At 64.1% G+C, this 22,561-nt stretch carries 22 protein-coding genes; 10 read left to right on the top strand and 12 right to left on the bottom strand.

The genetic code is table 11. The features are described 5' to 3' along the window. Positions 1-5: 5 nt before the first annotated feature. Positions 6-578 (top strand): hypothetical protein, encoded by a 573-nt coding sequence (locus ACREB7_RS08105; protein ID WP_431591771.1) that lies wholly within the window; start codon positions 6-8, stop codon positions 576-578. Between the two features lie 39 nt (positions 579-617). On the opposite strand, the gene ACREB7_RS08110 is transcribed toward ACREB7_RS08105, so the two are convergent. Together ACREB7_RS08110 and ACREB7_RS08115 are read right to left on the bottom strand one after the other, a co-directional pair. Further along, positions 618-1,781, bottom strand: a complete 1,164-nt coding sequence (locus tag ACREB7_RS08110; protein WP_431591772.1) for a DUF3800 domain-containing protein — start codon at positions 1,779-1,781, stop codon at positions 618-620. Between the two features lie 77 nt (positions 1,782-1,858). Then, positions 1,859-3,571 (bottom strand): hypothetical protein, encoded by a 1,713-nt coding sequence (locus ACREB7_RS08115; protein ID WP_431591773.1) that lies wholly within the window; start codon positions 3,569-3,571, stop codon positions 1,859-1,861. 101 nt (positions 3,572-3,672) lie between these two features. Between ACREB7_RS08115 and ACREB7_RS08120 the strand changes: the two genes are divergently transcribed. After that, complete coding sequence (locus ACREB7_RS08120; protein ID WP_431591774.1) at positions 3,673-3,906, top strand: hypothetical protein; 234 nt, start codon at positions 3,673-3,675, stop codon at positions 3,904-3,906. Between the two features lie 365 nt (positions 3,907-4,271). Here the strand turns inward: ACREB7_RS08120 and ACREB7_RS08125 are convergent, their stop codons facing one another. Continuing rightward, on the bottom strand, positions 4,272-5,072 hold the full coding sequence (locus ACREB7_RS08125) for a hypothetical protein (protein WP_431591775.1): 801 nt from the start codon (positions 5,070-5,072) through the stop codon (positions 4,272-4,274). A gap of 353 nt (positions 5,073-5,425) precedes the next feature. On the opposite strand from ACREB7_RS08125, the gene ACREB7_RS08130 reads away from it, so the two are divergent. Together ACREB7_RS08130 and ACREB7_RS08135 are read left to right on the top strand one after the other, a co-directional pair. Beyond that, a complete protein-coding gene (locus ACREB7_RS08130; RefSeq protein ID WP_431591791.1) occupies positions 5,426-6,607 on the top strand; it encodes a type II toxin-antitoxin system HipA family toxin in 1,182 nt (393 codons plus the stop codon). After that, positions 6,604-11,319 (top strand): helix-turn-helix domain-containing protein, encoded by a 4,716-nt coding sequence (locus tag ACREB7_RS08135; protein WP_431591776.1) that lies wholly within the window; start codon positions 6,604-6,606, stop codon positions 11,317-11,319. The genes ACREB7_RS08130 and ACREB7_RS08135 overlap by 4 nt, the downstream gene beginning before the upstream one ends. 192 nt (positions 11,320-11,511) lie before the next feature. On the opposite strand, the gene ACREB7_RS08140 is transcribed toward ACREB7_RS08135, so the two are convergent. Beyond that, complete coding sequence (locus ACREB7_RS08140; RefSeq protein ID WP_431591777.1) at positions 11,512-11,958, bottom strand: hypothetical protein; 447 nt, start codon at positions 11,956-11,958, stop codon at positions 11,512-11,514. Positions 11,959-11,964: 6 nt separating this feature from the next. On the opposite strand from ACREB7_RS08140, the gene ACREB7_RS08145 reads away from it, so the two are divergent. Continuing rightward, entirely contained in the window at positions 11,965-12,057 is a 93-nt protein-coding gene (locus ACREB7_RS08145) for a hypothetical protein (RefSeq protein WP_329626543.1), read from the top strand. A gap of 35 nt (positions 12,058-12,092) precedes the next feature. Here the strand turns inward: ACREB7_RS08145 and ACREB7_RS08150 are convergent, their stop codons facing one another. The 5 genes from ACREB7_RS08150 to groES form a co-directional block, all read right to left on the bottom strand. Then, positions 12,093-12,440, bottom strand: a complete 348-nt coding sequence (locus ACREB7_RS08150) for a response regulator (protein WP_136172898.1) — start codon at positions 12,438-12,440, stop codon at positions 12,093-12,095. Positions 12,441-12,516: 76 nt separating this feature from the next. Further along, positions 12,517-13,758 (bottom strand): tryptophan synthase subunit beta, encoded by a 1,242-nt coding sequence (gene trpB, locus ACREB7_RS08155; RefSeq protein WP_431591792.1) that lies wholly within the window; start codon positions 13,756-13,758, stop codon positions 12,517-12,519. Between the two features lie 115 nt (positions 13,759-13,873). After that, positions 13,874-14,473, bottom strand: coding sequence for a GTP cyclohydrolase I FolE (folE, locus tag ACREB7_RS08160; RefSeq protein ID WP_136172900.1), 600 nt, complete (start codon positions 14,471-14,473; stop codon positions 13,874-13,876). Between the two features lie 281 nt (positions 14,474-14,754). Next, positions 14,755-16,374: a chaperonin GroEL gene (gene groL / locus ACREB7_RS08165; RefSeq protein WP_329626544.1), complete on the bottom strand. Its 1,620-nt coding sequence runs from the start codon at positions 16,372-16,374 to the stop codon at positions 14,755-14,757. Positions 16,375-16,419: 45 nt separating this feature from the next. Continuing rightward, positions 16,420-16,734, bottom strand: a complete 315-nt coding sequence (gene groES / locus ACREB7_RS08170) for a co-chaperone GroES (protein WP_329626545.1) — start codon at positions 16,732-16,734, stop codon at positions 16,420-16,422. Between the two features lie 260 nt (positions 16,735-16,994). Here groES and ACREB7_RS08175 point away from each other — a divergent pair, with 260 nt between their 5' ends. Beyond that, a complete protein-coding gene (locus tag ACREB7_RS08175) occupies positions 16,995-17,222 on the top strand; it encodes a hypothetical protein (RefSeq protein ID WP_058538762.1) in 228 nt (75 codons plus the stop codon). Continuing rightward, positions 17,219-17,488: an usg protein gene (locus ACREB7_RS08180; protein WP_242777670.1), complete on the top strand. Its 270-nt coding sequence runs from the start codon at positions 17,219-17,221 to the stop codon at positions 17,486-17,488. Before ACREB7_RS08175 ends, ACREB7_RS08180 begins: the two co-directional genes overlap by 4 nt. Before the next feature lie 102 nt (positions 17,489-17,590). On the opposite strand, the gene ACREB7_RS08185 is transcribed toward ACREB7_RS08180, so the two are convergent. Continuing rightward, positions 17,591-18,070, bottom strand: a complete 480-nt coding sequence (locus tag ACREB7_RS08185; protein ID WP_431591778.1) for an Hsp20 family protein — start codon at positions 18,068-18,070, stop codon at positions 17,591-17,593. Positions 18,071-18,472: 402 nt separating this feature from the next. On the opposite strand from ACREB7_RS08185, the gene hemH reads away from it, so the two are divergent. After that, on the top strand, positions 18,473-19,462 hold the full coding sequence (gene hemH / locus ACREB7_RS08190) for a ferrochelatase (RefSeq protein WP_431591779.1): 990 nt from the start codon (positions 18,473-18,475) through the stop codon (positions 19,460-19,462). A 60-nt stretch (positions 19,463-19,522) separates the two neighbouring features. On the opposite strand, the gene ACREB7_RS08195 is transcribed toward hemH, so the two are convergent. Continuing rightward, positions 19,523-20,077: a fasciclin domain-containing protein gene (locus tag ACREB7_RS08195; protein WP_242777674.1), complete on the bottom strand. Its 555-nt coding sequence runs from the start codon at positions 20,075-20,077 to the stop codon at positions 19,523-19,525. Positions 20,078-20,296: 219 nt separating this feature from the next. Between ACREB7_RS08195 and ACREB7_RS08200 the strand changes: the two genes are divergently transcribed. Together ACREB7_RS08200 and ACREB7_RS08205 are read left to right on the top strand one after the other, a co-directional pair. Further along, entirely contained in the window at positions 20,297-20,719 is a 423-nt protein-coding gene (locus ACREB7_RS08200) for a nuclear transport factor 2 family protein (RefSeq protein ID WP_431591780.1), read from the top strand. Then, the gene (locus ACREB7_RS08205) at positions 20,716-21,054 is read left to right on the top strand and encodes a putative quinol monooxygenase (RefSeq protein ID WP_431591781.1); all 339 of its coding nucleotides are present in this window, start codon (positions 20,716-20,718) and stop codon (positions 21,052-21,054) included. Before ACREB7_RS08200 ends, ACREB7_RS08205 begins: the two co-directional genes overlap by 4 nt. A gap of 18 nt (positions 21,055-21,072) precedes the next feature. Here the strand turns inward: ACREB7_RS08205 and ACREB7_RS08210 are convergent, their stop codons facing one another. Continuing rightward, positions 21,073-22,446 (bottom strand): cryptochrome/photolyase family protein, encoded by a 1,374-nt coding sequence (locus ACREB7_RS08210; RefSeq protein WP_431591782.1) that lies wholly within the window; start codon positions 22,444-22,446, stop codon positions 21,073-21,075. Between the last annotated feature and the right edge of the window lie 115 nt (positions 22,447-22,561).

Genomic DNA, 22,561 nt, shown 5'->3' on the forward strand with positions numbered 1-22,561 from the left:
TCTCCTTGATCGGATCCCGGCACCACGCCGGGCCCACCACCCAAAGCCCCGTCAGGGCGAGGCGTGCGGCCAGCACCCACCGGCGCGGCCGCGGAAACAGCAATGCTCGTTCGCTGGCACTAGTCCAGTCGAATGTCGGCTTTGCGCCTCATCTTGGACGTAACCGGCACCGGGACTTGCGCCCGAAAGCCGACATTTGCTTCAGCCTTTTCGAGGACAAGCTGATCAACGGCATGACCACGCGCGGCTATGAACCCGAATTTGCCGAAAAGGCCTTCAGCCAGATTGAGGGCTTCGGATCCTACGGCTTACTGCGCGACCGCTTGTCGCTGCGCGTGCACCAGCGCGAGAGCCCGGTCATTCATATCATCGCCCAGCGGCTCAACGATCTGTCGGCGATGCTCGCGAGAGTTGGATCGCGCGGGGGGATCGCCGACATCTATCGCGCAAGCCGCACCGATGTCGTCAAGCGTTGCACGGGTTCCGACCCGCGCGATCCCGCCGAGCGGGGCGCGCGCGATATCTTTATCCCCGACTTGCGGCTGGGGTCGGGGATTATCCCCGGCGGGCCTACCTAGGGCATCAAGGTCAAACCGCGCGATTTTCGGTGATCGCGCTCAATCGCTCTGGATCGCCTTGAAGTCGCCGCGCGCGTAGCTGACTTCAGCGCCATGATACCAGTCTTCGAGGCCGCGGCGCGGGTTGCGACCCGCGACCGCCTCGTCGGCGAGATATTGCAGAACCGACCAGTTCACTGCGGCAGGACTGCTGTTCAAATCCACTAGGCTCTCGTCGGGCAGTACCGACTGGCTGCTCATCGCGGGAAGGACGAGTTCGGCGATTGGCGCAAGATCCTCGCGCGGCGGCCGGTCTTTCAGCATCATCTCGGCCAGCACCTTGCTCAGACTGCCCGCCACGAGATCGGCGATCTGCAGTCCCGGGTGCGCGCGGGAATCGCGGAACGCCACGGGTTCGGCAAGCTTGAAGCCCCGACGCTTGCGATCGGGCATAAGGGCTGTGGCGCGCTCGAGCGCAAAAGCCAGCTTCTGCTCCGAGAAACTCTCCGCCTGCGCGCGCAAGGGCTTGCTGTCGTCGCAGATCACGCGAATGTCCTCACCCACCGGGCTCCACTCGAGAAGAAGGCTCCACAGCGACGACACGGCAAGGTCCAACAGCCACTTCCCTTCGTCGGGCAGCATCGTTTGGGCTTGGAGATTGTCGGCGACGATCAGCTCGCGACATGCGCGGGAGAATGTCGGGACCATCGCAAAAGGGTGGCCCGTCTCCCCTGCCCGCAGTGCCGGAGGATCGAACAGAAAGGGCGCCGATGCCGGATCGAGCGTCCGCATATAGCGCTCGAATTCGCGAAGGGCCGTCCCGCCCAAGTCGTCGTCGAAAAAGATGTAGCAATACATCGCGACGAAGCGATGCAGGTCCTTCTGATACACGATCCCCGGATTGTCTTGGAGCACCGGCTCATAGATATATTCGAACAACTTTCCCGCCAGGGCGAGGAGCTTGTCATAGGCGACCGCCCGAAAACGCCCCTTCGCCTTGTCGAGCACGAAATGGATCAGGTCGACGCCTTTGTCGGTCTTCAACAGCGCGTTGGCCTTGAGTTCGGGCATTTGCACCGGAAACTTCGCGCGCGCTTCGGCGAGGATCTCATACGCCTCGGCATCGTCAACCGCCGACGCCGAAAAGGTAAAGAGCCGTTGGTCGGCCGCCAGAAGGTTAGGGCCGGTGTGTCCCGACTCGTCGCAGAAAATCGTCAAGCTCATCGTCTGTCCCTAGCCCGGCCCAACGCCGGCGTCCGCCCCGACTTGCTCCCAAGCAGATGATCGTGGTGGCCCGTCACTTACGCGCTGGTATCGTCAGCCTCGGCAACGTCGGGCTTGCGGCAAAGAATGTCGCGCCAGATGATCGGCACCGCGCCATCGAAATCGCTTTCGAACCTCCTTAGCGCCGCCTTCCCCGGATAGGTCTCGACCGCCGCGGCGATCGCTGAACGCGCTTGCGCAATGTCCCCCGCAGTCCGGTAGCGCTCAGCGAGAACGAGCCAGAGCGCCGTTTCATACAATCGGGGGGCGTGCAGTCCCTTCGGGCGCACCCGCTCGACAAAATAGCGCTCAACCAGCCCCCGATGTTCCTCCAGGTCATTCGTGAAATCGAGGCCGGCGACAGTTGCAACAACCATCGCCAGAACGGACGGAACGTTTAAGCCCGCGAAATGCTTGTCGCGGAACGCCGAATAGCCCGGCGTGCGATATTCCTCGGCGACTTGCATATTGTATAGGAAATGCAGGCCGAGTAGGGCGGCCCGGTCGGCCTTGCGCGCGCGCCGGAGCAGTCGCTCAGCGTCGGCAAGCGCCGGGCGCATATCGACAAAGGCCGCGCCGGGCTCGCCGACGTCGCAAATTGCCGCGAGACTGAGGAGCCCCTCAAGACGGAAACGGCTTTCCTGCGCATCGGTGATGGGGAGGAATATCCAATGCTGCGGGGCCACTTGCGCCGTTCGCACGCCATATCTCTCGCGGCGATAGTCATAGACCTCGCGTTCGACCTTTGGGCCACCACGAACGAACGCGAAAATGGCCTCGCGTGTCAGGCGGCTCAAGCCCTGAAAGGTCAGCGCCGGCCGACGTTCGCTCGTCGTTCGCTCGCTTCGTCCGAACGGCATGAGCAGCGGATCTGGCAGGCTCTTGCTCAGGTGCACATAGGCCGAGCGAAGTTCGTAGGCGTGGCGGAGCGCCTCTTCGAGTTCGAAGCGTGCGATATGGATACCATCTTCGTCGCGGCGAAAAAAATCGTCGCCGATCTGTGCGAGAATGAACGCGCGGTAGCGCCTGCCGATCGAGACATGTTCGGAGGCGAGGATGGCATTTCGGACGGCTTCACGTGTCGAATGGGCGGCGCGGGCGAGCGCTTTGTCGATCGCCGTCCGCTTGCCCTCCTCAACAAGGTGCCAGCCCGTCACATGTCCGTCAAAATCCTGCGCGAGCAACTCGGCGGCAGACACCAGCAGCGTATAGCCAAGTCCAGGATCACCGGGGATCGCGTGGAGCCCCGCCACATATGTCCGCATGGCGCGCATCGCGCCGCGGAAATGAGTCCGTTTGAGCGCGAGCAGATCGCGGACGAAGTCGGCAAGTTGGTCAAGCTCGGTCGGTTGGAGCGCAACCTGGGGATCGAAAAAGCGCGCCACAAAGTCGCTGGGTTTCCCACTCGACGAAAAGCCCGGACGACCATTGGTGAGGTTCTGCACCACCGTTTGGGTCGGATCGACCACGACATTGAGCGCGAACGACGCGACGACGGCGAAATCGATCAAAAATGGTTTGACCGTTTGAGAAATGAGCGCGCCGGGAACCACAGGACCTTCAAGCTGCTCGATCAGCTCGTACAGGATTGACGAAACATCGTGACCGGAATCTGCCGAGCGGATCGTGCCGGCTTCGGTCTCGCAGACCTTGTCCGAATATATTCTGGCATTCGAATAAAGAACACCGGTCAGGTTATTCGTGCGGATTTCGTCCGATGTGAAGAGTTTTCCGCTGTTTATCTGCAACATGGCGTTTCGTCCCTGCTTCTTGTCACTATATAGGCAGCAGTCCTGTCATCCGCAAAATATGGCACGGAAAATGTTCGCTCCAACATTGAAGGAGAATGAGAATGCCCCTTACCGACACTGGAGTCCGCGTACCGACCGATACTGGCGTCAATGCCCGGGCCAAGGACGAGGAGGATCGTGCCGTCGTGGTTGCTGCATCGCAGGAAGCGATCGACGACTATGGCTGGGGCACGATCTTTGCTGCGGCCTCGCGCAAATATGACAACCGCGATCTGGAATCGGACGGTGAGCCGCCGCGGGTGCGTGTGCACACCTCGGATTGCGCTAACATGTGAATCCTCGGGATCGGCGACCGGCATGCTGTCGGACGCCGGTCGTCAACCGCGAGAGACGGCTGAGGAAGAACTGACCTTTGTCCACGTCGAAGCGCCATCACTATATCCCGCAGATGATCCTGAAGAGCTTCGCCGACAGCACTGGTGCAAAGTCGGCGAAACCAATCCGCCAGTGTACAACGCGCGGCCAAGCGAGTTATTTCACAAGAACCATCTACACAGCACCGTGTCCGAAGCGAGGGGCAAAGAACCATCAGGACGCGAGCAAGGCGCCCGAATGCTTTCGCACCGGGCGCCAGCTTTACGAACTGCTCGCGCATTCGCCCGGCGGACGCGATTAGATCAGCCGCACCGATGATCCATTTTCAAAATTTGAAGCTGCCGCGGTCGGCGAAGCCGAGCGGCGCAACCTCGATCGCCGCGGCCTCGTCGAGCCGATGGTTCCGGCAGGAGAAGCTGTTTCCACGCAGCGCCTTGCTGACCTGCAGCCAAGCCCCGTCTTGCCGCTCGAGCCAGCCGGTCGCCCAAAGGTCGCCGGCGAGGAAATTGGCGTTCAGGCTCGCAACCCACCGCGCAGCTTGGTCGGTCGGCCAGAGCGCGACATGGATGGAGAGCTCGTCATGCCCGCCATCCTGCACCGAGGCGACAGCGGGGATGTCGGCGATCTCGAACGCGAAGACGCACGGCGCCGAATGTCCGACCGCATCGCGCGCCGCGCCGGGCCAGCGATTGTCGCCGGGCTTGATCGTGAACAGCCGACGCCGGATCGCTTCGTTGATCGCGGCGACCAGTGCGTTGCGCCAGGCCCGACGCCGCTTCGACTTCGAATAGTCGGTGCGGCGCCACCCGGCCGAGCGCGTCCGAATGATCGGTGCCGGCTCGGGGTAACGCAGATTGTCAAAATTCAGCCAGCGGTCGGCCGACGTCATCGGGCGGTTCGCAAGCTGGCCGAGACGCTCGAGAAAGGGCTGCTCTTCGAGCAGGCGATAATCGGGATCGGCGACATCCTCGTGCCGAACCGCCTTGACGAGCGCGATATTGGTCTTGAAGCGCAAGGCAGAAGCCAAGGCTTCGGACAGGTGCGACGATTTGTCCTTCGGGAAACGCTGACGAAGTGTCTGTTTGACGCTCCGGATAGCGTCTGCGGTAAGCGGAATCGCTGCCATGGATTGATCCTTCTGGTCAGCCGATGGCCACAGTTTAAGCATCGACCAGAATGGATGGCCGATCGGTCATGGAGTTTCGTCCGCTTTAACTCTGTGGCAAGTCGGGCGGGACAGCCTGATGCTACATTCGCTCAAGGGCGCGTCCGCAGTCAACCGGGTTTAAACCGCCCGCCGCCCGCGAGATCGGCGGGTGCCGTCTTCCGACCAGGCGCGATCGACAATAATTTCTCGATTGTGCGGCAATCGTGGCACCGCACTGGAAATTTGTTCAATCTTCCTTTATATAGGCGTTCCTGAAAGCCGAATATCTCGGCGAAGATTGAACGAGGATTATCATCGCAGATCGTAGCGCCATAGTCACTTACAAGCGTCGCCGCGTCGGGCTTTTGACCGAATCCCCCGAGGGGACGCGCTTTGCCTATGACGAATCGTGCCGGCTGCCGATCGCCTGCTCGCTTCCGATCGAACCGCGCGATCATTATTGGCAGGGCGGTCTCCACCCCTTCTTCCAGCATCTCCTCGCCGAAGGCTGGCTGCGCGGTGTTCAGGCGCGCGCCGGACGCAGCCTCGAAAGCGACGATTTCGCCTTTCTCCTGAACTATGGCTCGGACTGCATCGGCGCCGTGGGCGTCGAACCCGTCGACAAGAGCCAGGTCGCCGAACCCCTGAGGCCCACCGACGATCCGGTTGCCGAGACGGCCATTCGTAGCGGACGAACGCTTTCGGGGGTTCACAAGAAGCTCCTCGCTTGGCGCGACGGCGCAGCCTATCGCCCGGTCGCGGGCGCCGACGATGTGCCGACGCATATCGCCAAATATAATCGCGACGACATCCCCACCCTCGTATGGAACGAGGATCTCTCGCTGCGCCTCGCCCGCGAACTGCTGGGTGCGGGCGCGATCGCGGCAGCGAGGATCGGTGCGCTCGAAGGAATCGAGGGCCAGGCGCTCCTTGTTGAGCGCTTCGATCGCGTCGGCGCCGAGCGTCTGCGGCTCGAGGACTTCGCGCAAATCCTCAACCGGCCGCGCGGCCCGAACAATGACGGCAAATATAAAGGGAGCTACGAGGAGGTCGGCGCTGCGCTGGTCGCCCATTCGGCGCGTCCGCGCATCGATCTCGATCGCTATTTTCGCCTCGTCCTCTTCAATATCCTGATCGGCAATGCCGACGCGCATCTCAAGAATTTTTCGCTCCTCGAAAGCGCGGACGGCCTCCGCCTCAGCCCCGCTTACGACCTCGTCAACAGCAGCGTCTATACAGGCCAGTTCGACGCCGACACCGCGCTCGAGATTGGCGGGCGCAAGCGCCCGCTGGACAGCATCGACCGGGCGTTGCTCGAAGAGTTCGCCGTGACGATCGGATTGCCCGCATCGGCGGCGCGGGCGGCGTTCGACGAGCTCGCCCGTCGGCTCTCGCGGTCGCGCACGCTCGAATTGCCGCAACTCGTGGCGCGCGGCGACTTTCGCCAGCGGTACCGCGATATCGTGCTGGCCCAGGCGGCGCGCTTGTTCGGCACGGAAGGAGCAAAGCGATGAGCACGACCGCGCTCAATTGGCCTTCGCTTGTCGACGAAGCGATCCGGCGCCGCAAGGCCGAAGGGCTGTCGCAGCGCGCGCTCGCCGCGCTCGCCGGGGTCAGCGTCCCCACGGTCAATGCCTTCGAGAAGGGATCGACCAAGCTGCGGTTCGATGGCGTCGTGGCGATCCTCACCGCGCTCGGTCTCTACGACGCGCCCGCCGATCCTGCCGGCGTCGACGCCCTTGTCGCTTCATCCCGCGCCGCTGCCGAAGCGCGGAGTCCGCTCCCCTCCTTCGGTTATACCGAATTTGCCTTCGCGCTCGAGAGTGAGGCGCGCGCTGCGATTGCAGTCCCGCTCCTCAAGGGCGTCGCAGCCGACTACGATCTGCTCACCGACGCCGCAGGAGAAGTGTCGTTCGAGAGCAGGCAAAACGCGCTGCTCTTCGAGGCGGCAGGCGCCGAGCCGCTCCGCAGGTTCGAACTGAAAGCGAGTGGGCAGGCCTATCTCCTGCGGGCCTATTCCGAAGATGCACCGCCAAGCCTCCACCATGGCAAGCTCTTCGATGTGAGCTTGCCGATCCTGCGCGCCGCGGCGTTCCTGAGGGCCGCGGCGGCCGTCGCCCGGACTGCGGGCGGCGATGAGAAGGCCAGACTCTCAATCCGTTTTCGCTTTGCAGGCCTCGCGGGCCGCACCCTCGTCGCTTGGGTCGATCCGCTGCTCCAGGTCGACGCCGGCGGCGTCGCACGTAGCGATGTAATCGAGCTCGCGGCGGAGAATACCGTCGAGCGTATCGAAACCGATCTCGCGGCGCTGATCGCCGAGCTTCTTGCACCGCTCTATGGGCGCTTCGAAGGTTTTGTGCTGTCGGCCGAGTTTGTCGCGGCGCAGCTCGGGATCAGCGCCCAGCGCGAGGGCGTGAGCATCGGGCCCTTTTCGGTGGCCAAGGAAATGGTCGCGCGGCTTGGCGACGAAGATCTGCGCTCGCTCCTTGGAAAGCTCCTTGAAGCCGAAGCTCGGGCGCGCGGGATCGGAACCGAGGCGATTGGCCTCGGCGGCAACCAGACCGCGCGCGACGGCGGGATCGATGCGCTCATTCGCTGGAAGGGCCATCCCGCACCGGGCGGCTCGCTTCCCGCGCGCACAATCTACATGCAATGCAAGGCCACCACCATGCGCGCGGCCGACATCGACAAGGAAATGCGCCCCAAAGGGGCCGCGCGCCCGATCTTCGCCGAACTAGCGGCGGAGAAGGGGGCCTATCTTATCATATCGACCGACGATCCGGGCACCAAAGCGCTGGAAGCGCGCGTCGCGGCGATGGAGGCAGCCCTGTCCGGCTTGCGCGGCGCCGAGAATATTCACCTCGATTTCCTCGGCGCCGACCGGCTCGCGCGCTGGACGAACCAGCATGTTGGCGTCGCGCTATGGCTGCTCGCGCGGGCGGGGCGCCCGCTGCTCGGATGGAAGCCGCTCGGCTCCTGGTCGTCGGCCGACGCCGACGGGCACGGCTATCTGATTGACGACAACAGCCGCGCATTGGTGAACGGCAACCGGCAGGAGGTGCGCGATGCGATGATGACGATGCGGGCAACGCTCTCGCTCCCCGGGAGTGCCGTCCGCCTCGTGGGAATGTCGGGGATGGGCAAGACCCGTCTCGCCGAGGCGCTGTTCGATCAGCGCCTTCCTGCCGGAACGGCGCTCAACCCGTCGCTCGCCATCTATGCCGACGCCGGGCTCGAGCTCGCGACCGGTCCCGCCGCGATGGCCGAACATCTCGTGCTGTCGGGGGTCGAGGCCGTCCTCGTGGTCGACAATTGCACCGGAGCCGCACACCGCCAGCTTTCCGCCGTCGTTCGCAGCGAAGGCAGCCGCGTGCGGCTCCTGACCATCGATTATGACGTCGGCGACGATCAGCCCGAGGACACGCTTGTGGTCAAACTCGAGGCCAACAGCGAAATTCTTTTGAGCGAGATTTTGAAGCAACGCGCGCCGCAGCTCAATGCGATCGATCGCGCTCATCTCGCCGACTTCTCGGGCGGCAACGCGCGCATCGCAGTGGGCCTCGCGCGGAGTTTTGCCGGCGGCGGCGACGCGGCGAAGCTTAACGATGAGCAGCTCCTCGACCGGTTGTTTCAGAAGGGGCGCGGACTGGAGGATAGCGACACGCGGCGCGCTGCCGAGGTCGGTTCGCTCGTCTACGCCTTTTACATCGCCGCCAGCGAGCAGCATGCCGCCGAGCATGGTCTTCTTGCCGAACAGGCGGGCATCCCGGCCGAGCGTTTCTACGAACATATGTCGGTGCTTCTCGACTGGGGCGTCGTGCAGCAGCGCGGCCCGCAACGCGCCGTCTTGCCGCCGCCGCTCGCAAACCGGCTCGCCGCATCCTATTTGAAGCGCGCGGATACGGCTGCCCTGTTGTCGCGCTTTGTAGCGGGTCCGGTCAGATTGCTTGGCTCATTCGCGCGGCGGCTCGGCCAACTCCACGCTGAACCCAAGGCGGTCGCGATCGTCGCGGCGATGATGGCCAAGGGCGCTCCGCTCGGCGACTTGGCCGCGATGGACGAGATCGAGGCGCGTGCCTTCGCTTATGCCGCCCCTGCCAATCCCGAGGCGGCGCTTGCCGTTGTCGAGCGCGCGAACACCAATGTCGCGTTGCTCGAGAACAAAGAAGCGGCGAGCGAAACTGCGACGCTTCTCGCCCATATTGCCCATGACCCGGCGCTCTTCGCCCGTGCGATGCGCGCGATGCTCCCTTTCGCGCTGGCCGAGGCCGGAAGGGCGGACGGCGACGAGGTGCAGACGCTGTTTCTCGAACGTTTCCGGCCCGTCCTTTCGATGACGCTGGCCGACGCTGCGGACCGGCTCAAGATGCTCGACGAACTTCTTGAATCGGGCCAGGCGGAGGTCCGCTCGCTCGGTGTTGAGGCGCTCGATCATATGCTCGAAATTCAGGCGCACAGCTCCTTCGATCCTGAATGGGGTGTGCAGACGCGATCGAGCGAATGGCGCCCGAGGCTGCCTGTTGACGAGGCGGCATGGTTCGAAGGGGCTTTTTCACGCTTGCAGGGGCTGATCGCAGGCGGCGGCGCGCTCGCTGAACGCGCCCGGTCGATCATTGCGCAGCACATGCGCGAGCATTGCGATCGCGGTCTCGCCCGCCTGATTCTGCCCGAGGCCCGCACGGCGAAACCGTCCGGCTATTGGGACGCCGGTTGGCGCGCTGCGGTCGAAACGCTTCAATTCTCCGACGGCGACCCCGCGCCCGCTTGGCGCGCCGACCTCACGCTCCTTGAACAGGATCTGCGCCCGAAGACCCTCGCCGAGAGTTTTGAGGCCTTTGTCCTCGGCGAGCCTTGGCGCCATTGGATTGCCCGCCGCAGCTCCGAAAAGCGTTACACCCGCAATGTTGCACTTCTGGCCAAGGCGGTCGGCGTGGGGCTGGTCCGCGCGGGCATTGATCCAGAGCCATTTATTGCCCGGACGATTGCCGCGCAGGGACAGAATAGCACACTTCATTTCGGCGAAGGCCTTGCGCGGGCGTCGGCCGAACGCGACGCGCTCTGGACGAAAGCCCGCGACCTCTATCTCGCCGCCGATCCGGGCGACCGTGATGTCGGGGTCCTGATCGGCATCCTGCAGCAATATGATCGCGCTGACACCGGCTGGGGCGATGCTCGCCTCGACGAAATCGCCGCCGACGAGGAGTTCTCGAAGTTTCTCGTCTTTTTCCACGGCGGCCGAGACCTGGGTGTCGCGGACGTCGACCGTTTCTCCATCGCGCTCGGCGCGGGGCGGGTGACGCCCGGCCAGCTCGGGGCCTTGATGTTCGGAGGGAGAACCAAGTCGATCCCCGCCGCGGCGCTCGCGGGACTTCTTGTCCGAATGATCGCCGCCGAGGACGGTCTGGCGCCCGCACGCGAGATATTGTCAATGCGCCTTTATGGCGACCGGCAGGACAAGGTGGCGATCGCGCCCGAGCTGATCGCCGTCGCAAAGACGCTGCTCACCGACCCGCGCTTCTACGGGACCGAGAATGCGCGAACGGGCCATGAAGCCGCAGGCCTCCTGCGACATGTGCTCGACCTCTATGGTGAAGCTGGCGCGACCGAAATTTGCCGCGCGATGAAGGAAGCGGACACGGAGTCCCGCTATTGGAGCGACAGCGACTGGCAGGAGTTTGTCGGCGTCCTGACCGGGCGTTTTTTGCGTGTAATTCTCGACGAATTTGGTGGGCTGCTGCCCAAGAAGCGACGTCGGCGGAGGTACGGTTCGCTCCTCGCGTTATTCTTGGGGGGCTCGATCTCGAACGACGTTGACGGCCGGATCGAGGAATCTCCGCTCGATGCCGACGTCGCCTTGGCATGGGCTTCGGAATCGCCCGATGATCGCGCGCCGCTGCTTGCCGAACACGTCGGATATGCACAGAAGACGCCTGAGGACAAAGAGGGGGTCAGGGAGCTCACGTGGAGCGACATTGCACTCCGTCTTATCGATCTCGCGCCCGACCCAGCCAAATTGCTCGGTAATGTCGAACGGCGTTTCTACAGTGGCGTGAGTACAGGTGCCTTCTGGATGCGCTTCGAGCGGCGCCGTCCGATGATCACGGCACTGCTGGCACATCGCGACAAGCGCGTTCGTGAATGGGCGAGCGAGGCCCTGGTGCGGCTCGACGAACAAATTGCCTATTGGAAGGATCGCGAAGACGAGCGCGAAAGCCTTTTTGAATAGATAGCCTCGCGCGCTCTGCGGCGTCTCGCTTCTTGGCCGCGCTCGTCGCCATCATCACCGCGATGATCGCCTACTGATCAGAGCGAAATGTCCGCTTGCTTCATTTATTGCGTCAGTGCGGACCGTCTGGTATCGGCCAAGCGGCGCCGCGAGAAGCGCAGTTCGTTCGATGACGGCGAAATGCCGTCGCGCTCATCGTCCGCTGTAAGGCTCATCTCTTCGGGTTCGCGCGCCGATCAGCACCCGGGACATGTTTCCTCGTTCACGAACTGTGAGAAAGACGAGGTAGGGAAGCAGGAAACCCGCGCCTCCGAAAAAGGCGATGAGCGCGAGGAGCAGGGCGATCGCACTGAATCCATTCCGCCAAGCCGTCCAAAGCGCAGAGAGGATGAGAAAGCAGAGAAAATCGAGGTTGAACTGCCCGGGCCATCCCAGCTTCGCCACGTCTCCGAAAAAGATCGGTAACAATCCAAGGCCGTGGCGGGAAATGACTACAGCGGTGTAGGCGGCCAGCGCCAGCCAAAGGATGATCAAAAAAGTACGAAACGACCCCATCGACGACAATCTGCCACGCGAATGCTGCGGCTGCAATCGCGGCTTTGAGTCCGCGACTGGATCATGCCAAATTTCTACTTTCATGTGACGATGGCTTACGCGCCGCTGCGCAACGCAGGTGTTGCCATAGGCAAGATGGATTTCATGCCGCACATGGCCCGTCACCAAGTCGCGCCCGAATAACGACCGTCGAGCAGGCTCCGGCCTGTGACCGCGGGCTACCCCGTTATAGCGGCGATTGCCCGTTCGAGCTCGGCAATCCTGAAAGGTTTGCGAAGAACTGGCCGGCCATCAAATTCAGCCGCCATGATCGTCGCATCTCCGCTCGTCGCTATGAAAGCCTTCCCGGCATCGCTCAACGCGGCAGCGACCGCCTCGCTCGTTTTACCATCGGCAAGGTGAACATCCAATATTGCGAGGTCGAAATCTCGCTTCGCGACGAGATCCAGCGCCTCCGCGACGGTCGCTGCGGTTACCACGATCTCGTGTCCAAGCACGTCGAGATACCCCTCAAGCATCATCGCCACCAGCGGATCGTCTTCTACAAGAAACACCCTTATCATCATCCGTCCCTCATAGATCCGAAATCTGTAGCGCCAGTGTCTTCGATCACACGTCCCGTGCCCCTAACTTTCGTCGCGCTCAAAGTTCCACGCCGAGATGCTGGGCCACGGAGAATATGTCCTTGTCCCCTCGTCCGCACATGTTGACGATGATGATACTATCTTTCGGCATCGTCGGCGCGATCCTGGCAACGGCGGCGACGGCGTGACTGGGCTCGAGCGCCGGGATGATACCCTCTGTTCTGCAAAGCAGCTGGAACGCCTCGAGCGCTTCGGCGTCGGTCGCGGAGGCATAGTCTACCCGTCCGATGTCCTTGAGCCATGCATGCTCGGGGCCGATGCCGGGATAATCGAGGCCAGCGCTGATCGAATGCCCTTCGACGATCTGCCCGTCGTCATCCTGCAGCAGATAGGTCTTGTTGCCGTGAAGAATGCCGGGACGCCCGCCGGCCAGTGACGCGGCGTGTGCTTTGTCGAGGCCATGGCCAGCCGCCTCGACGCCGAGCATCTTGACCATCGGGTCGTCGAGGAACGGGTGAAAGAGACCGATCGCATTCGATCCGCCGCCGATCGCGGCGACCAGGAGATCGGGTAGGCGGCCGGCACGGGCCAGCATCTGGGCCCGCGCTTCCCTTCCGATCACGCTCTGGAAATCGCGCACAAGCTCCGGATAGGGGTGGGGACCGGCTGCGGTGCCGATGATGTAGAAGGTGTCCTCGACATGGGCGACCCAGTCGCGCAGCGCCTCGTTCATCGCGTCCTTGAGGGTCGCGGCGCCGGCCGTGACGGGCACGACCTCGGCGCCCAGCAGCTTCATGCGGAAGACATTGGGCGCCTGGCGCGCGATATCGGCGGCGCCCATATAGACGACGCAGGGCAGGCCAAAGCGCGCGCAGACGGTTGCAGTAGCCACCCCGTGCTGGCCCGCGCCCGTTTCCGCGATGATGCGGGTCTTGCCCATCCGGATCGCCAGCAGGATCTGGCCGACGCAATTGTTGATCTTGTGGGCGCCGGTGTGATTGAGTTCGTCGCGCTTGAACCAGATCTGAGCGCCGCCGAGCGCGGACGTCAAGCGCGGCGCGAAGTATAGCGGACTGGGACGGCCGACATAATGTTCGAGCAGGTCGTCGAACTCGGCCTGGAAGGCCGGGTCGCGCTTTGCGGCTCGATATTCGCGCTCCAGATCGAGGATGAGGGGCATGAGCGTTTCGGGGACGAAGCGGCCCCCGAATTTCCCGAAATGACCCGCTTCGTCCGGCTGCCCACGCAAGCTGTTCGGAATATGACCAAGATCGTCGGATGGTTGTGGAGACCGCGTCATGTCGGTGCAATCCCGGCAGGAGACCCGCGCGAGGCGGCGCCGCACAGAATTCTGGCGAGCGCCTCATGGGGGCGGGTAACGCTCGCGAGACCGTTCCGGATTCTCGACCGGCGCATCAATAGCCCATCAGTGCGAGCACTTCCTTGCGGCTCCGCTGGTCGTCGAGGAAGCAGCCGAGGAGCCGGCTCGTGATCATGCCGACGCCGGGCGTGCGCACGCCGCGCCCGGTCATGCAGCCATGCTGGGCGTCGATCACCACGGCGACGCCGTGCGGACGGAGATTGTCCCAGATGCATCGGGCGACCTCGGCGGTCAGCCGCTCCTGCACCTGCAGCCGGCGCGCATAGCCGTTCAGCACGCGCGCGAGCTTGGAGATGCCGACGACGCGGTCGCGGGGGAGGTAGGCGATCGACGCCTTTCCGGTGATCGGCGCCATATGATGCTCGCAATGCGACTGGAAAGGGATGTCGCGCAGCAAGACGATCTCGTCATAGCCGCCGACCTCTTCGAAGGTGCGCGAGAGATGCACCGCCGGATCCTCGTCATACCCCTGGCAATAATCCTTCCAGGCACGCGCGACGCGCTTCGGTGTGTCGAGCAGGCCTTCGCGATGAGGATCCTCGCCGACCCAGCGCAGCAGCGTCTCCACCGACGCGAGAACCTCGGGGGGTATCGCGCCGTCAACGGTGGGGCTGGAAGGGGGCACGTGAAGCATGGTCCTGGCCTCCTGACGGCGAAGTGTTGGCGGTCCGGGAGGGGAGGAGAGGGAGGTGGACCGCCGGATCGGCGCATGCCCGAGCGCAGCATGGCGTCGCAACATGTCCCTTGGGGCAGATCGCCGGTTGGAAGCCCGTTTCGTGCACGGACCTGGGGTGAACCCCCGAACGCAGAAATGCCCTTCGCTCGCTTGACGAGGCGTGGCGCGGTGCGCGGTGGTTGGGTGAATAGGGCGGTATGGAAATGCGGGGGCGGCGGTGGCCCGCCGCCCCCGGTCTGTCAGAAGTCCATCGCCGGCATCGGTGCGGCCTTCTCTTCCTTCGGCAGCTCGGCGACGAGCGCCTCGGTGGTGATCAGCAGCGAGGCGACCGACGCGGCATCCTGCAGCGCGGTGCGTACGACCTTCGCGGGGTCGATCACGCCCGCCTTGACGAGGTCCTGATACTCGCCGGTCGCGGCGTTGAAACCCCAGCTATAGTCGTCGCTCTCGAGCAGCTTGCCGACGATCCAGGCACCATCCTCGCCGGCATTGTCGGCGATCTGGCGCGCCGGCGCGCGGAGCGCGCGGCGGACGATGTCGATGCCCGACTGTTGGTCGTCGTTCGCGGCCTTGAGGCCTTCGAGCGCCTTCAGCGAGCGGAGCAGTGCGATACCGCCGCCGGGAAGAATGCCTTCTTCCACGGCCGCGCGGGTTGCGTGGAGTGCGTCGTCGACGCGATCCTTCTTCTCCTTGACCTCGACCTCGGTCGCGCCGCCGACACGGATCACCGCGACGCCGCCCGCGAGCTTGGCAAGCCGCTCCTGCAGCTTCTCGCGGTCATAGTCGCTGGTCGTCGTCTCGATCTGCTGGCGGATCTGCGCGATACGGCCGTCGATATCCGACTTCGCGCCGACGCCATCGACGATCGTCGTATTATCCTTGTCGATGACGACCTTCTTCGCGCGGCCGAGCATGTTGATCGTGACGCTCTCGAGCTTGATGCCGAGTTCCTCGCTGACGACATTGCCGCTGGTGAGCACCGCGATATCCTCGAGCATAGCCTTGCGGCGATCGCCAAAGCCCGGCGCCTTGACGGCGGCGACCTTGAGCCCGCCGCGCAGGCGATTGACGACGAGCGTCGCAAGCGCGTCGCCCTCGACATCCTCGGCGATGATCAGCAGCGGCCGGCCCGACTGGATGACGCTCTCGAGGAGCGGCAGCATCGCCTGCAGGTTCGACAGCTTCTTCTCGTGAATGAGGATGTACGGATCGTCGAGTTCGACCTTCAGCTTCTCGGCATTGGTAATGAAGTAGGGCGAGAGATAGCCGCGATCGAACTGCATGCCCTCGACCGTCTCGAGTTCGGTCGCGAGGCTCTTCGCTTCCTCGACCGTGATCACGCCCTCATTGCCGACCTTCTCCATCGCTTCCGCGAGGATCTTGCCGACCTCTTCGTCGCCATTGGCTGAGATCGTCGCGACCTGCGCGATCTCGCTGTTCGCCTCGACCGTTTTGGCATGCGCCTTGAGGTCCTCGACGACGGTATTCACCGCGAGATCGATGCCGCGCTTGACGTCCATCGGGTTCATGCCCGCGGCGACCGCCTTCGAGCCTTCGCGGACGATCGCCTGCGCGAGCACGGTCGCAGTGGTCGTGCCGTCGCCGGCCTTGTCGTTCTGCTTGCTCGCAACCTCGCGCAGCATCTGCGCGCCCATATTTTCGAACTTGTCGGCAAGCTCGATCTCCTTGGCGACGGTGACGCCGTCCTTGGTGATGCGCGGCGCGCCGAAGCTCTTGTCGATCACGACGTTGCGGCCCTTGGGGCCGAGCGTGACCTTCACTGCATTCGCAAGCGTATCCACGCCGCGCAGCATGCGATCACGCGCGTCCGACGCAAATTTCACTTCCTTGGCAGCCATTTTGACCTCCTTCTTGCTGTCCTTTCAGTGGGTGATGAATGGGCGTTACGCCGCCTGCTTGAGCGCCGCGGCCTGCTCGATGACGCCGAGGATGTCGCTCTCCTTCATGATGAGCAGTTCCTCGCCGTCGATCTTGACCTCGGTGCCCGACCATTTGCCGAACAGGATCCGGTCGCCGGCCTTCACGTCGAGTGCGGTGACCGTGCCGTCCTCGGCGCGGGCGCCCGGACCGACGGCGACGACTTCGCCTTCCTGCGGCTTATCCTTGGCGGTGTCGGGGATGATGATGCCGCCCGAGGTCTTCTCCTCGGCTTCGATGCGGCGGACGACCACACGGTCGTGCAAGGGACGGAAATGCATGCATAACCTCCATGTTGCATAGCGATATGACAAGCCGGCGCGCCTGTCCGGGACGCGCGGCGCCGATGAGCTAGGAAGCGGAATTTTTTGCTTCAAGAGGGTCGACGAAAATTTTTTCGCATTCGCGCCAGCGCAAAACAAATGCCCTTTATCAAGGGGCTGACACCTCTTGACTCGACTCGCTTCCTTTCCAAAATCTCTGGTCGCGGCAGCCTGCCGCACGACAGGAAAGGAAAGGCTATAACGAAGGAGGCACGATCATGTCCGAGCCATTTTCCCGTTTTCTTCACCCCTTCGACGTGGCGCGTCACCCGAGCCTCGAGCCGGAGGTCAAGCGCGCACTTCTGGCATCCTGGGCATCGGACCACTCGGCGGTCCGCAACAAGCCCGCGCTCCGAAAGCCGCCCGGCGCGCGCCGCGCCGTGCCGGTCGACGATGTGCTCGCCGCGCTCCGGTCGCTCGACGGCGGCGAGGCGCGCGCGCCATGACCGACCGGGCGCTGATCGCGCAGCTGGACGGCTATGGGCTGACAACCGCCGAGATCCATTATTACCGGCCCGATCATCCCTCGCTGCTCCAGCTCTTCGTCTGGCAGGACTATGATCTGCCGCCGGACTTCCCGGTGCTGTTCGATTTTCTTGCCATGTGGAGGCGCCAGATCGAAGCCGCGCTCCACTCGGTCCGCATCGCGCACGACGCCCTGATCGGGCCCGCCGAGTGGCGCGCGGCGGACATCATTCACTCGCTTGATTAGCCTGGCGGTTCCAGGGACACGCGGCGCGCCGGAGCAGGTCTGAGGCGATCGCGCTTCAGCAAGAGAGGGAGACACGCCGTTGGCGTGCCTCCCTTGTCGAACTCAGGCGCTTTCGAGCGCCTTATCCATCGGCGCTTCGATCCGCTGCGGCTTGCCGGCACTGCTGCCGATCTCGATCTTGCGCGGCTTCATCGCCTCTGGGACGACGCGGCTCAGTTCGATCGTGAGCAGCCCGTCGGCGAAGCTCGCGCGCCCGACCTCGATATAGTCGGCAAGCTGGAAGCGACGCTCGAACGCGCGGCGGGCGATGCCGCGGTGGAGATAGGCGCGTGTCGCATGCTCCTCGGCCGGCTTGCCCGTGACGCTGAGCTGGTTCTGCTGCGCGACGATCTCGATCTCGTCGGCCTTGAAACCGGGCACCGCCAGCGTGACGCGGAAACGGTCGTCGGCGTCGCGCACGATGTCGAAAGCAGGAAAGCCGTCCGACGTCTCGCCGCGCTGCCCCTTCTCGAGCAGGTCGAAGAGATGATCGAAGCCCACCGTCGAGCGGCGGTAGGGGGTGAAGTCAAAATCGGTTCTCATTTCCAAATCCTCCTGATTGAAGCAATTCGGGCATGAGATGCGCCGGGACTTAGAGCCGGCGCTCTCTCTGTCCTAGGACGCGGAAAATCCCGCGTCCGGGAATGAGTTAGGAAAGCCGTTTTGCCGTTTCAAGAGCGAGGGTGCCGCTCGGAACGTCGGCTGACGTGTCGCGGCAGCCAGGGCGGTGCCGGGATCCCGGGGGCCTGCCGGGAGGCGGGAAATGGCATCCCGTCTGCCCCTTGGTGCAGCTTGGCGGCGCGGGGCAAGTCGGAGACATGCGATCCACATCGCGCGGCATGGTCGCCGCGAGGCGTCTTGTCCGCGGAGATTGCAATGACTGTCGAAGGGCCTCTGGTAACGGCCAGAATCGGGGAACGTTACGAAGAAGCGGATCCCGCCCGATTGCCGACGGGTCACCCCGCCGTGCCGGTCGACCGCATCGGCGTGCTTCTCGTAAATCTCGGGACGCCCGACGCGCCGACGAGCCGTGCGGTTCGGCGCTATCTCGCGGAATTTCTTTCCGACCGGCGCGTTGTCGAACTGCCTTCGCTGATCTGGCAACCGATCCTGCGCGGGATCGTCCTTGCGGTTCGGCCGCGGAAATCCGCGCATGCCTACCGCGAAATCTGGACTTCAGAAGGCTCGCCGCTCGCCGCGATCACCCGCCGCCAGGCAAGGGCGCTTGAGGCTTCGCTCGGACGTGGTGCGGTGGTTGCGCATGCGATGCGCTATGGCAGCAGCTCGATCGCGGACGGCATCGACGCGCTTCTTGCGGCAGGATGTCGCCGCATTCTCGTTGCGCCTCTTTATCCCCAATATTGCGCCGCAACGACCGCGAGCGTTGGCGATGCCGTCCAGGCGCATATGGCGCGCCTGCGCTGGCAGCCGGCGCTGCGTGTCCTTCCGCCCTATTATGATGACGATCGCCATGTCGAGGCGCTGGCGTCGTCGCTCGGACGTGCGATCGGCGGCCTCGACTTTGTGCCCGATACGATCGTCGCGAGCTTCCACGGCATGCCCGAGCGCACCCTTCGTCTCGGCGATCCCTATCACTGCATGTGCCTCAAGACCGCGCGTCGGTTGGGCGAAGTTCTGGGGAAGAATGTTATTCCGAGCTTTCAGTCGCGCTTCGGCCAGGCCAAATGGCTGACACCGGCAACCGACATGATGCTCGAAACGCTAGGGCGCGAAGGCCGGTCGGTGGCCGTGATCGCGCCGGGATTCGCCGCGGATTGCCTCGAAACCCTCGAGGAAATCGCCATCCGCGGACGCGAGCAGTTCCTTGCCGCCGGCGGACGCCATTTCGCTTATGTGCCCTGTCTCAACGATAGCGATGTCGGGATGGATATGCTCGCCGCCCTGATAAGGAGCGAGCTTTCGGGCTGGCTTTGAGGGCTTTTGATTGTCGGGGCCGCGCTGCGCTAACAAGCGTCGCGCAGCCCCGACAGGTCATTAGGCGGGAAGCAGCACGCCGTCGATGACGTGGATCACGCCGTTCGACTGAAGAACGTCGGCAGGGCCGATCTTCGCCGTGCCGCCCTTGGCGTCGCTCACATACCAGCTGCCATCCTTCTCCCAGACGGTGAGCATGGCGCCCTGCACCGTGGTGAGCACCGCCTTGCCGCCATTGGCCTTGGCCTGCGCGGCAATATCGGTCGCGGTCAGGCGGCCCGGCACGACATGATAGGTCAATATGCCCGTCAGCATCGCCTTGTTCTCGGGCTTGAGCAGCGTATCGACGGTGCCGGCGGGAAGCTTGGCAAAGGCAGCGTTGGTAGGCGCAAAGACCGTGAACGGGCCGGCTCCCGAAAGGGTCTCGGCGAGGCCAGCGGCCTTGACCGCCGCGACCAGCGTCGTGTGATCTTTCGAATTGGCGGCATTTTCGACGATGGTCTTGGTCTCATACATCGCGGCGCCGCCGACCATCGGGTTCTTGGCGGCTGCAATGCCGCCGGCGAGCGCGAGCGCTGCTGCGGCGAGCGAAAGAGAGATACGGGAAATAGCCATTGGTCATTCCTTTTCGAATGTTCGTCCCGGGGGGATAGGACGGGCATGAAATTAGGCGCGCCGCCCCGCCGGGGCGACCTGTCCTTTGGGGCGGGTTATCCGGCCCGCCCTCCGCGGCCCATCGCCGCTAGCGATAACGGCAGTTCTCCCTCCCATCGGCTGCAGGCAAACCGGCGGCAGGCTGGACCATCGACGCAGCCGGGCGAAAAGGGGGCTTCCATGCCGTTTGAGGGGTCGTTCGAAGACCGGCTGGCGCTTCGCGACCTGCTCGACGCCTATGCCGATGCGGTCAACCGGGCCGACAGCGAGGCCTGGGCCGCGACTTGGGACGAAGGCGGCCGATGGTCGCTTCCGGGTTTCGGGATATTCGAGGGCAAGGCGAAGATCGTCGACACCTGGCGCGCGGCGATGCGCGCTTTTCCCGACATCGTCTTTCGCGCCTGGCCGGGTTCGATCGAGGTCCATGGCGAGACCGCGGCCATGCGGTCCTACACCGAGGAAGTCTTCCTGCGCGACGGCACCCTTCACCGGACCCTTGGCATCTATGACGACGTCTGCCGCCGAATCGATGGCCGGTGGCTGTTTACAGAGCGGCGGTTTCGGCCGTTGCCTCAGCTTTCGAGAAGTGAGGTGCAGGCATGAAGATCCTGATCCAGGCGGTCATCGATATCGATCCCGAGACGCGCGGAGAGGCGCTGGCGGGTGCGCGCGGCTGGATCGAAGGCGCGCTCGCCCAGCCGGGCTGTCTCGCTTACGCCTGGACCCTCGATCCGCATGTGACGACGCGCATCCACGTGTTCGAGGAATGGGACGGCGAAGCTGCGCTCGCAGCGCATCTGGCCGGGCCGCAGTACAGGGGAATGCTGGGGCATATCGGCGCATTTGGTGTCCGCGCCTCCTCGAGCCGCAAATTCGCGGTGTCGCGCGAAGGGCCCGTCTATGACAGCCACGGCGTGGCAAGTGCCCCTTTCAACTAGCGCCGTGGCCCTCACTCGCTAGCCGCGCAGGGCTTCCCAGGCAGCGAGGGCCCGCGCCCGCGCCGCATCATGCCCGATAAGCGGTTCCGGATAGGTGGGCACCTGCGCGTCCTGACCATGGGCGGCGGTGATCTCGGCGTCCGACAGATGCGCAAGCTCCGGAACATAAGTGCGGACATAATCTCCCATCGCGAACCGCTCGCTCTGGAGCAGCGGCGACATGATGCGCGAGAAGACCGGCGCGTCGACCCCGGTGCCCGCAACATATTGCCAGTTCATTGCATTCGACCCGAGATCGGCGTCGAGCAACGTATCCCAGAACCAGCGCTCGCCGCGGCGCCAGTCGATCAGCAGATGTTTGACGAGGAAGGAGGCGGTGACCATCCGCACGCGGTTGTGCATCCAGCCGGTATTCCAGAGCTCGCGCATGCCCGCGTCGACTATAGGGTAGCCGGTCCGTCCCCGGGTCCAGGCGGCGAAGTCCCGGTCTGCCTCGGGGCCGCTCCGCCAGCCGAAATTATCGAAGGTGGGGCGCCCGTTCCGATCGCCATAATCGGGCATCTGGTCGACGAGATTGATGCAATGTTCGCGCCAGCCAAGCTCCGAGCGAAAGGTTTCGGCGCCCGCATCGTCGCGCTCGCCGAGCGCATGCCAGATCGACCGGGGGCTGATTTCGCCGAAATGAAGATGCGGCGACAGCCGCGATGTCGCGGGGAGCGAAGGAAAATCGCGGCGGGTCTTATAGCCGCCGGCGAGCGGCAGCCAGTCGCGCAGCGCGCGCCATGCGCCCTTCTCGCCCGGGCGCCAGTCGCCAAATCCTTTAGCCCAGTCGGGGCTGGTCGGGGTCAGACCCCAATCGGCAAGATTGTCCGACGTCGGCCAGACGTCGGGAGCCGGAATATGGTCGGGCGCGGCATAGGGAAGGGCGGGCGGCATGCGCCCCAAGAGCGCGCGATACCAAGGCGTGAAGACGCGGTAGCGGGAACCTTGCGCATTGGTGACGCTGTCAGGCGGCGCGAGATAATTGCCGTCGTGCAGCCGCAGCTCAAGCCTCGCGTTCAGCGCTCCTTCGCAGCGCCGCCACCAGGGCTCGTAGCAGCGCGTGGCGTGAACCGCCGTGCTTCCGGACTCCGCCGCGACGCGTTCCAATATTTCGGCGACAGGGCCGCGGCGCAGGATGAGCCGGCTGCCGCGTTTGCTCAGGCTCGCATCGAGCGCGGCGAGGCTGTGATGGAGCCACCAGCGCTGCGCGCCGCCGATCGCGCGCGTTCCGGGGCTGTCGTCGTCCAATATGTAGAGCGGAATGACCGGACCTTCGGCGATCGCCGCGAGGAGCGCCGGATGGTCGGTGGTGCGGAGGTCCTGACGGAGCCACAAAATGGCGGGCGGCATGGCGGCGGTTCCCTTTTTGACGGGCTGTGGTGCGGGCGATCGTGAGCTCTGTCATCTGGCAGGCTCCGATCTCTGCAAAAGATGACCTTTTGGGAAGCCCAGGCAATGAAGGGCC

It is taken from the genome of Sphingopyxis sp., assembly GCF_050725615.1.
Taxonomy (GTDB): domain Bacteria; phylum Pseudomonadota; class Alphaproteobacteria; order Sphingomonadales; family Sphingomonadaceae; genus Sphingopyxis.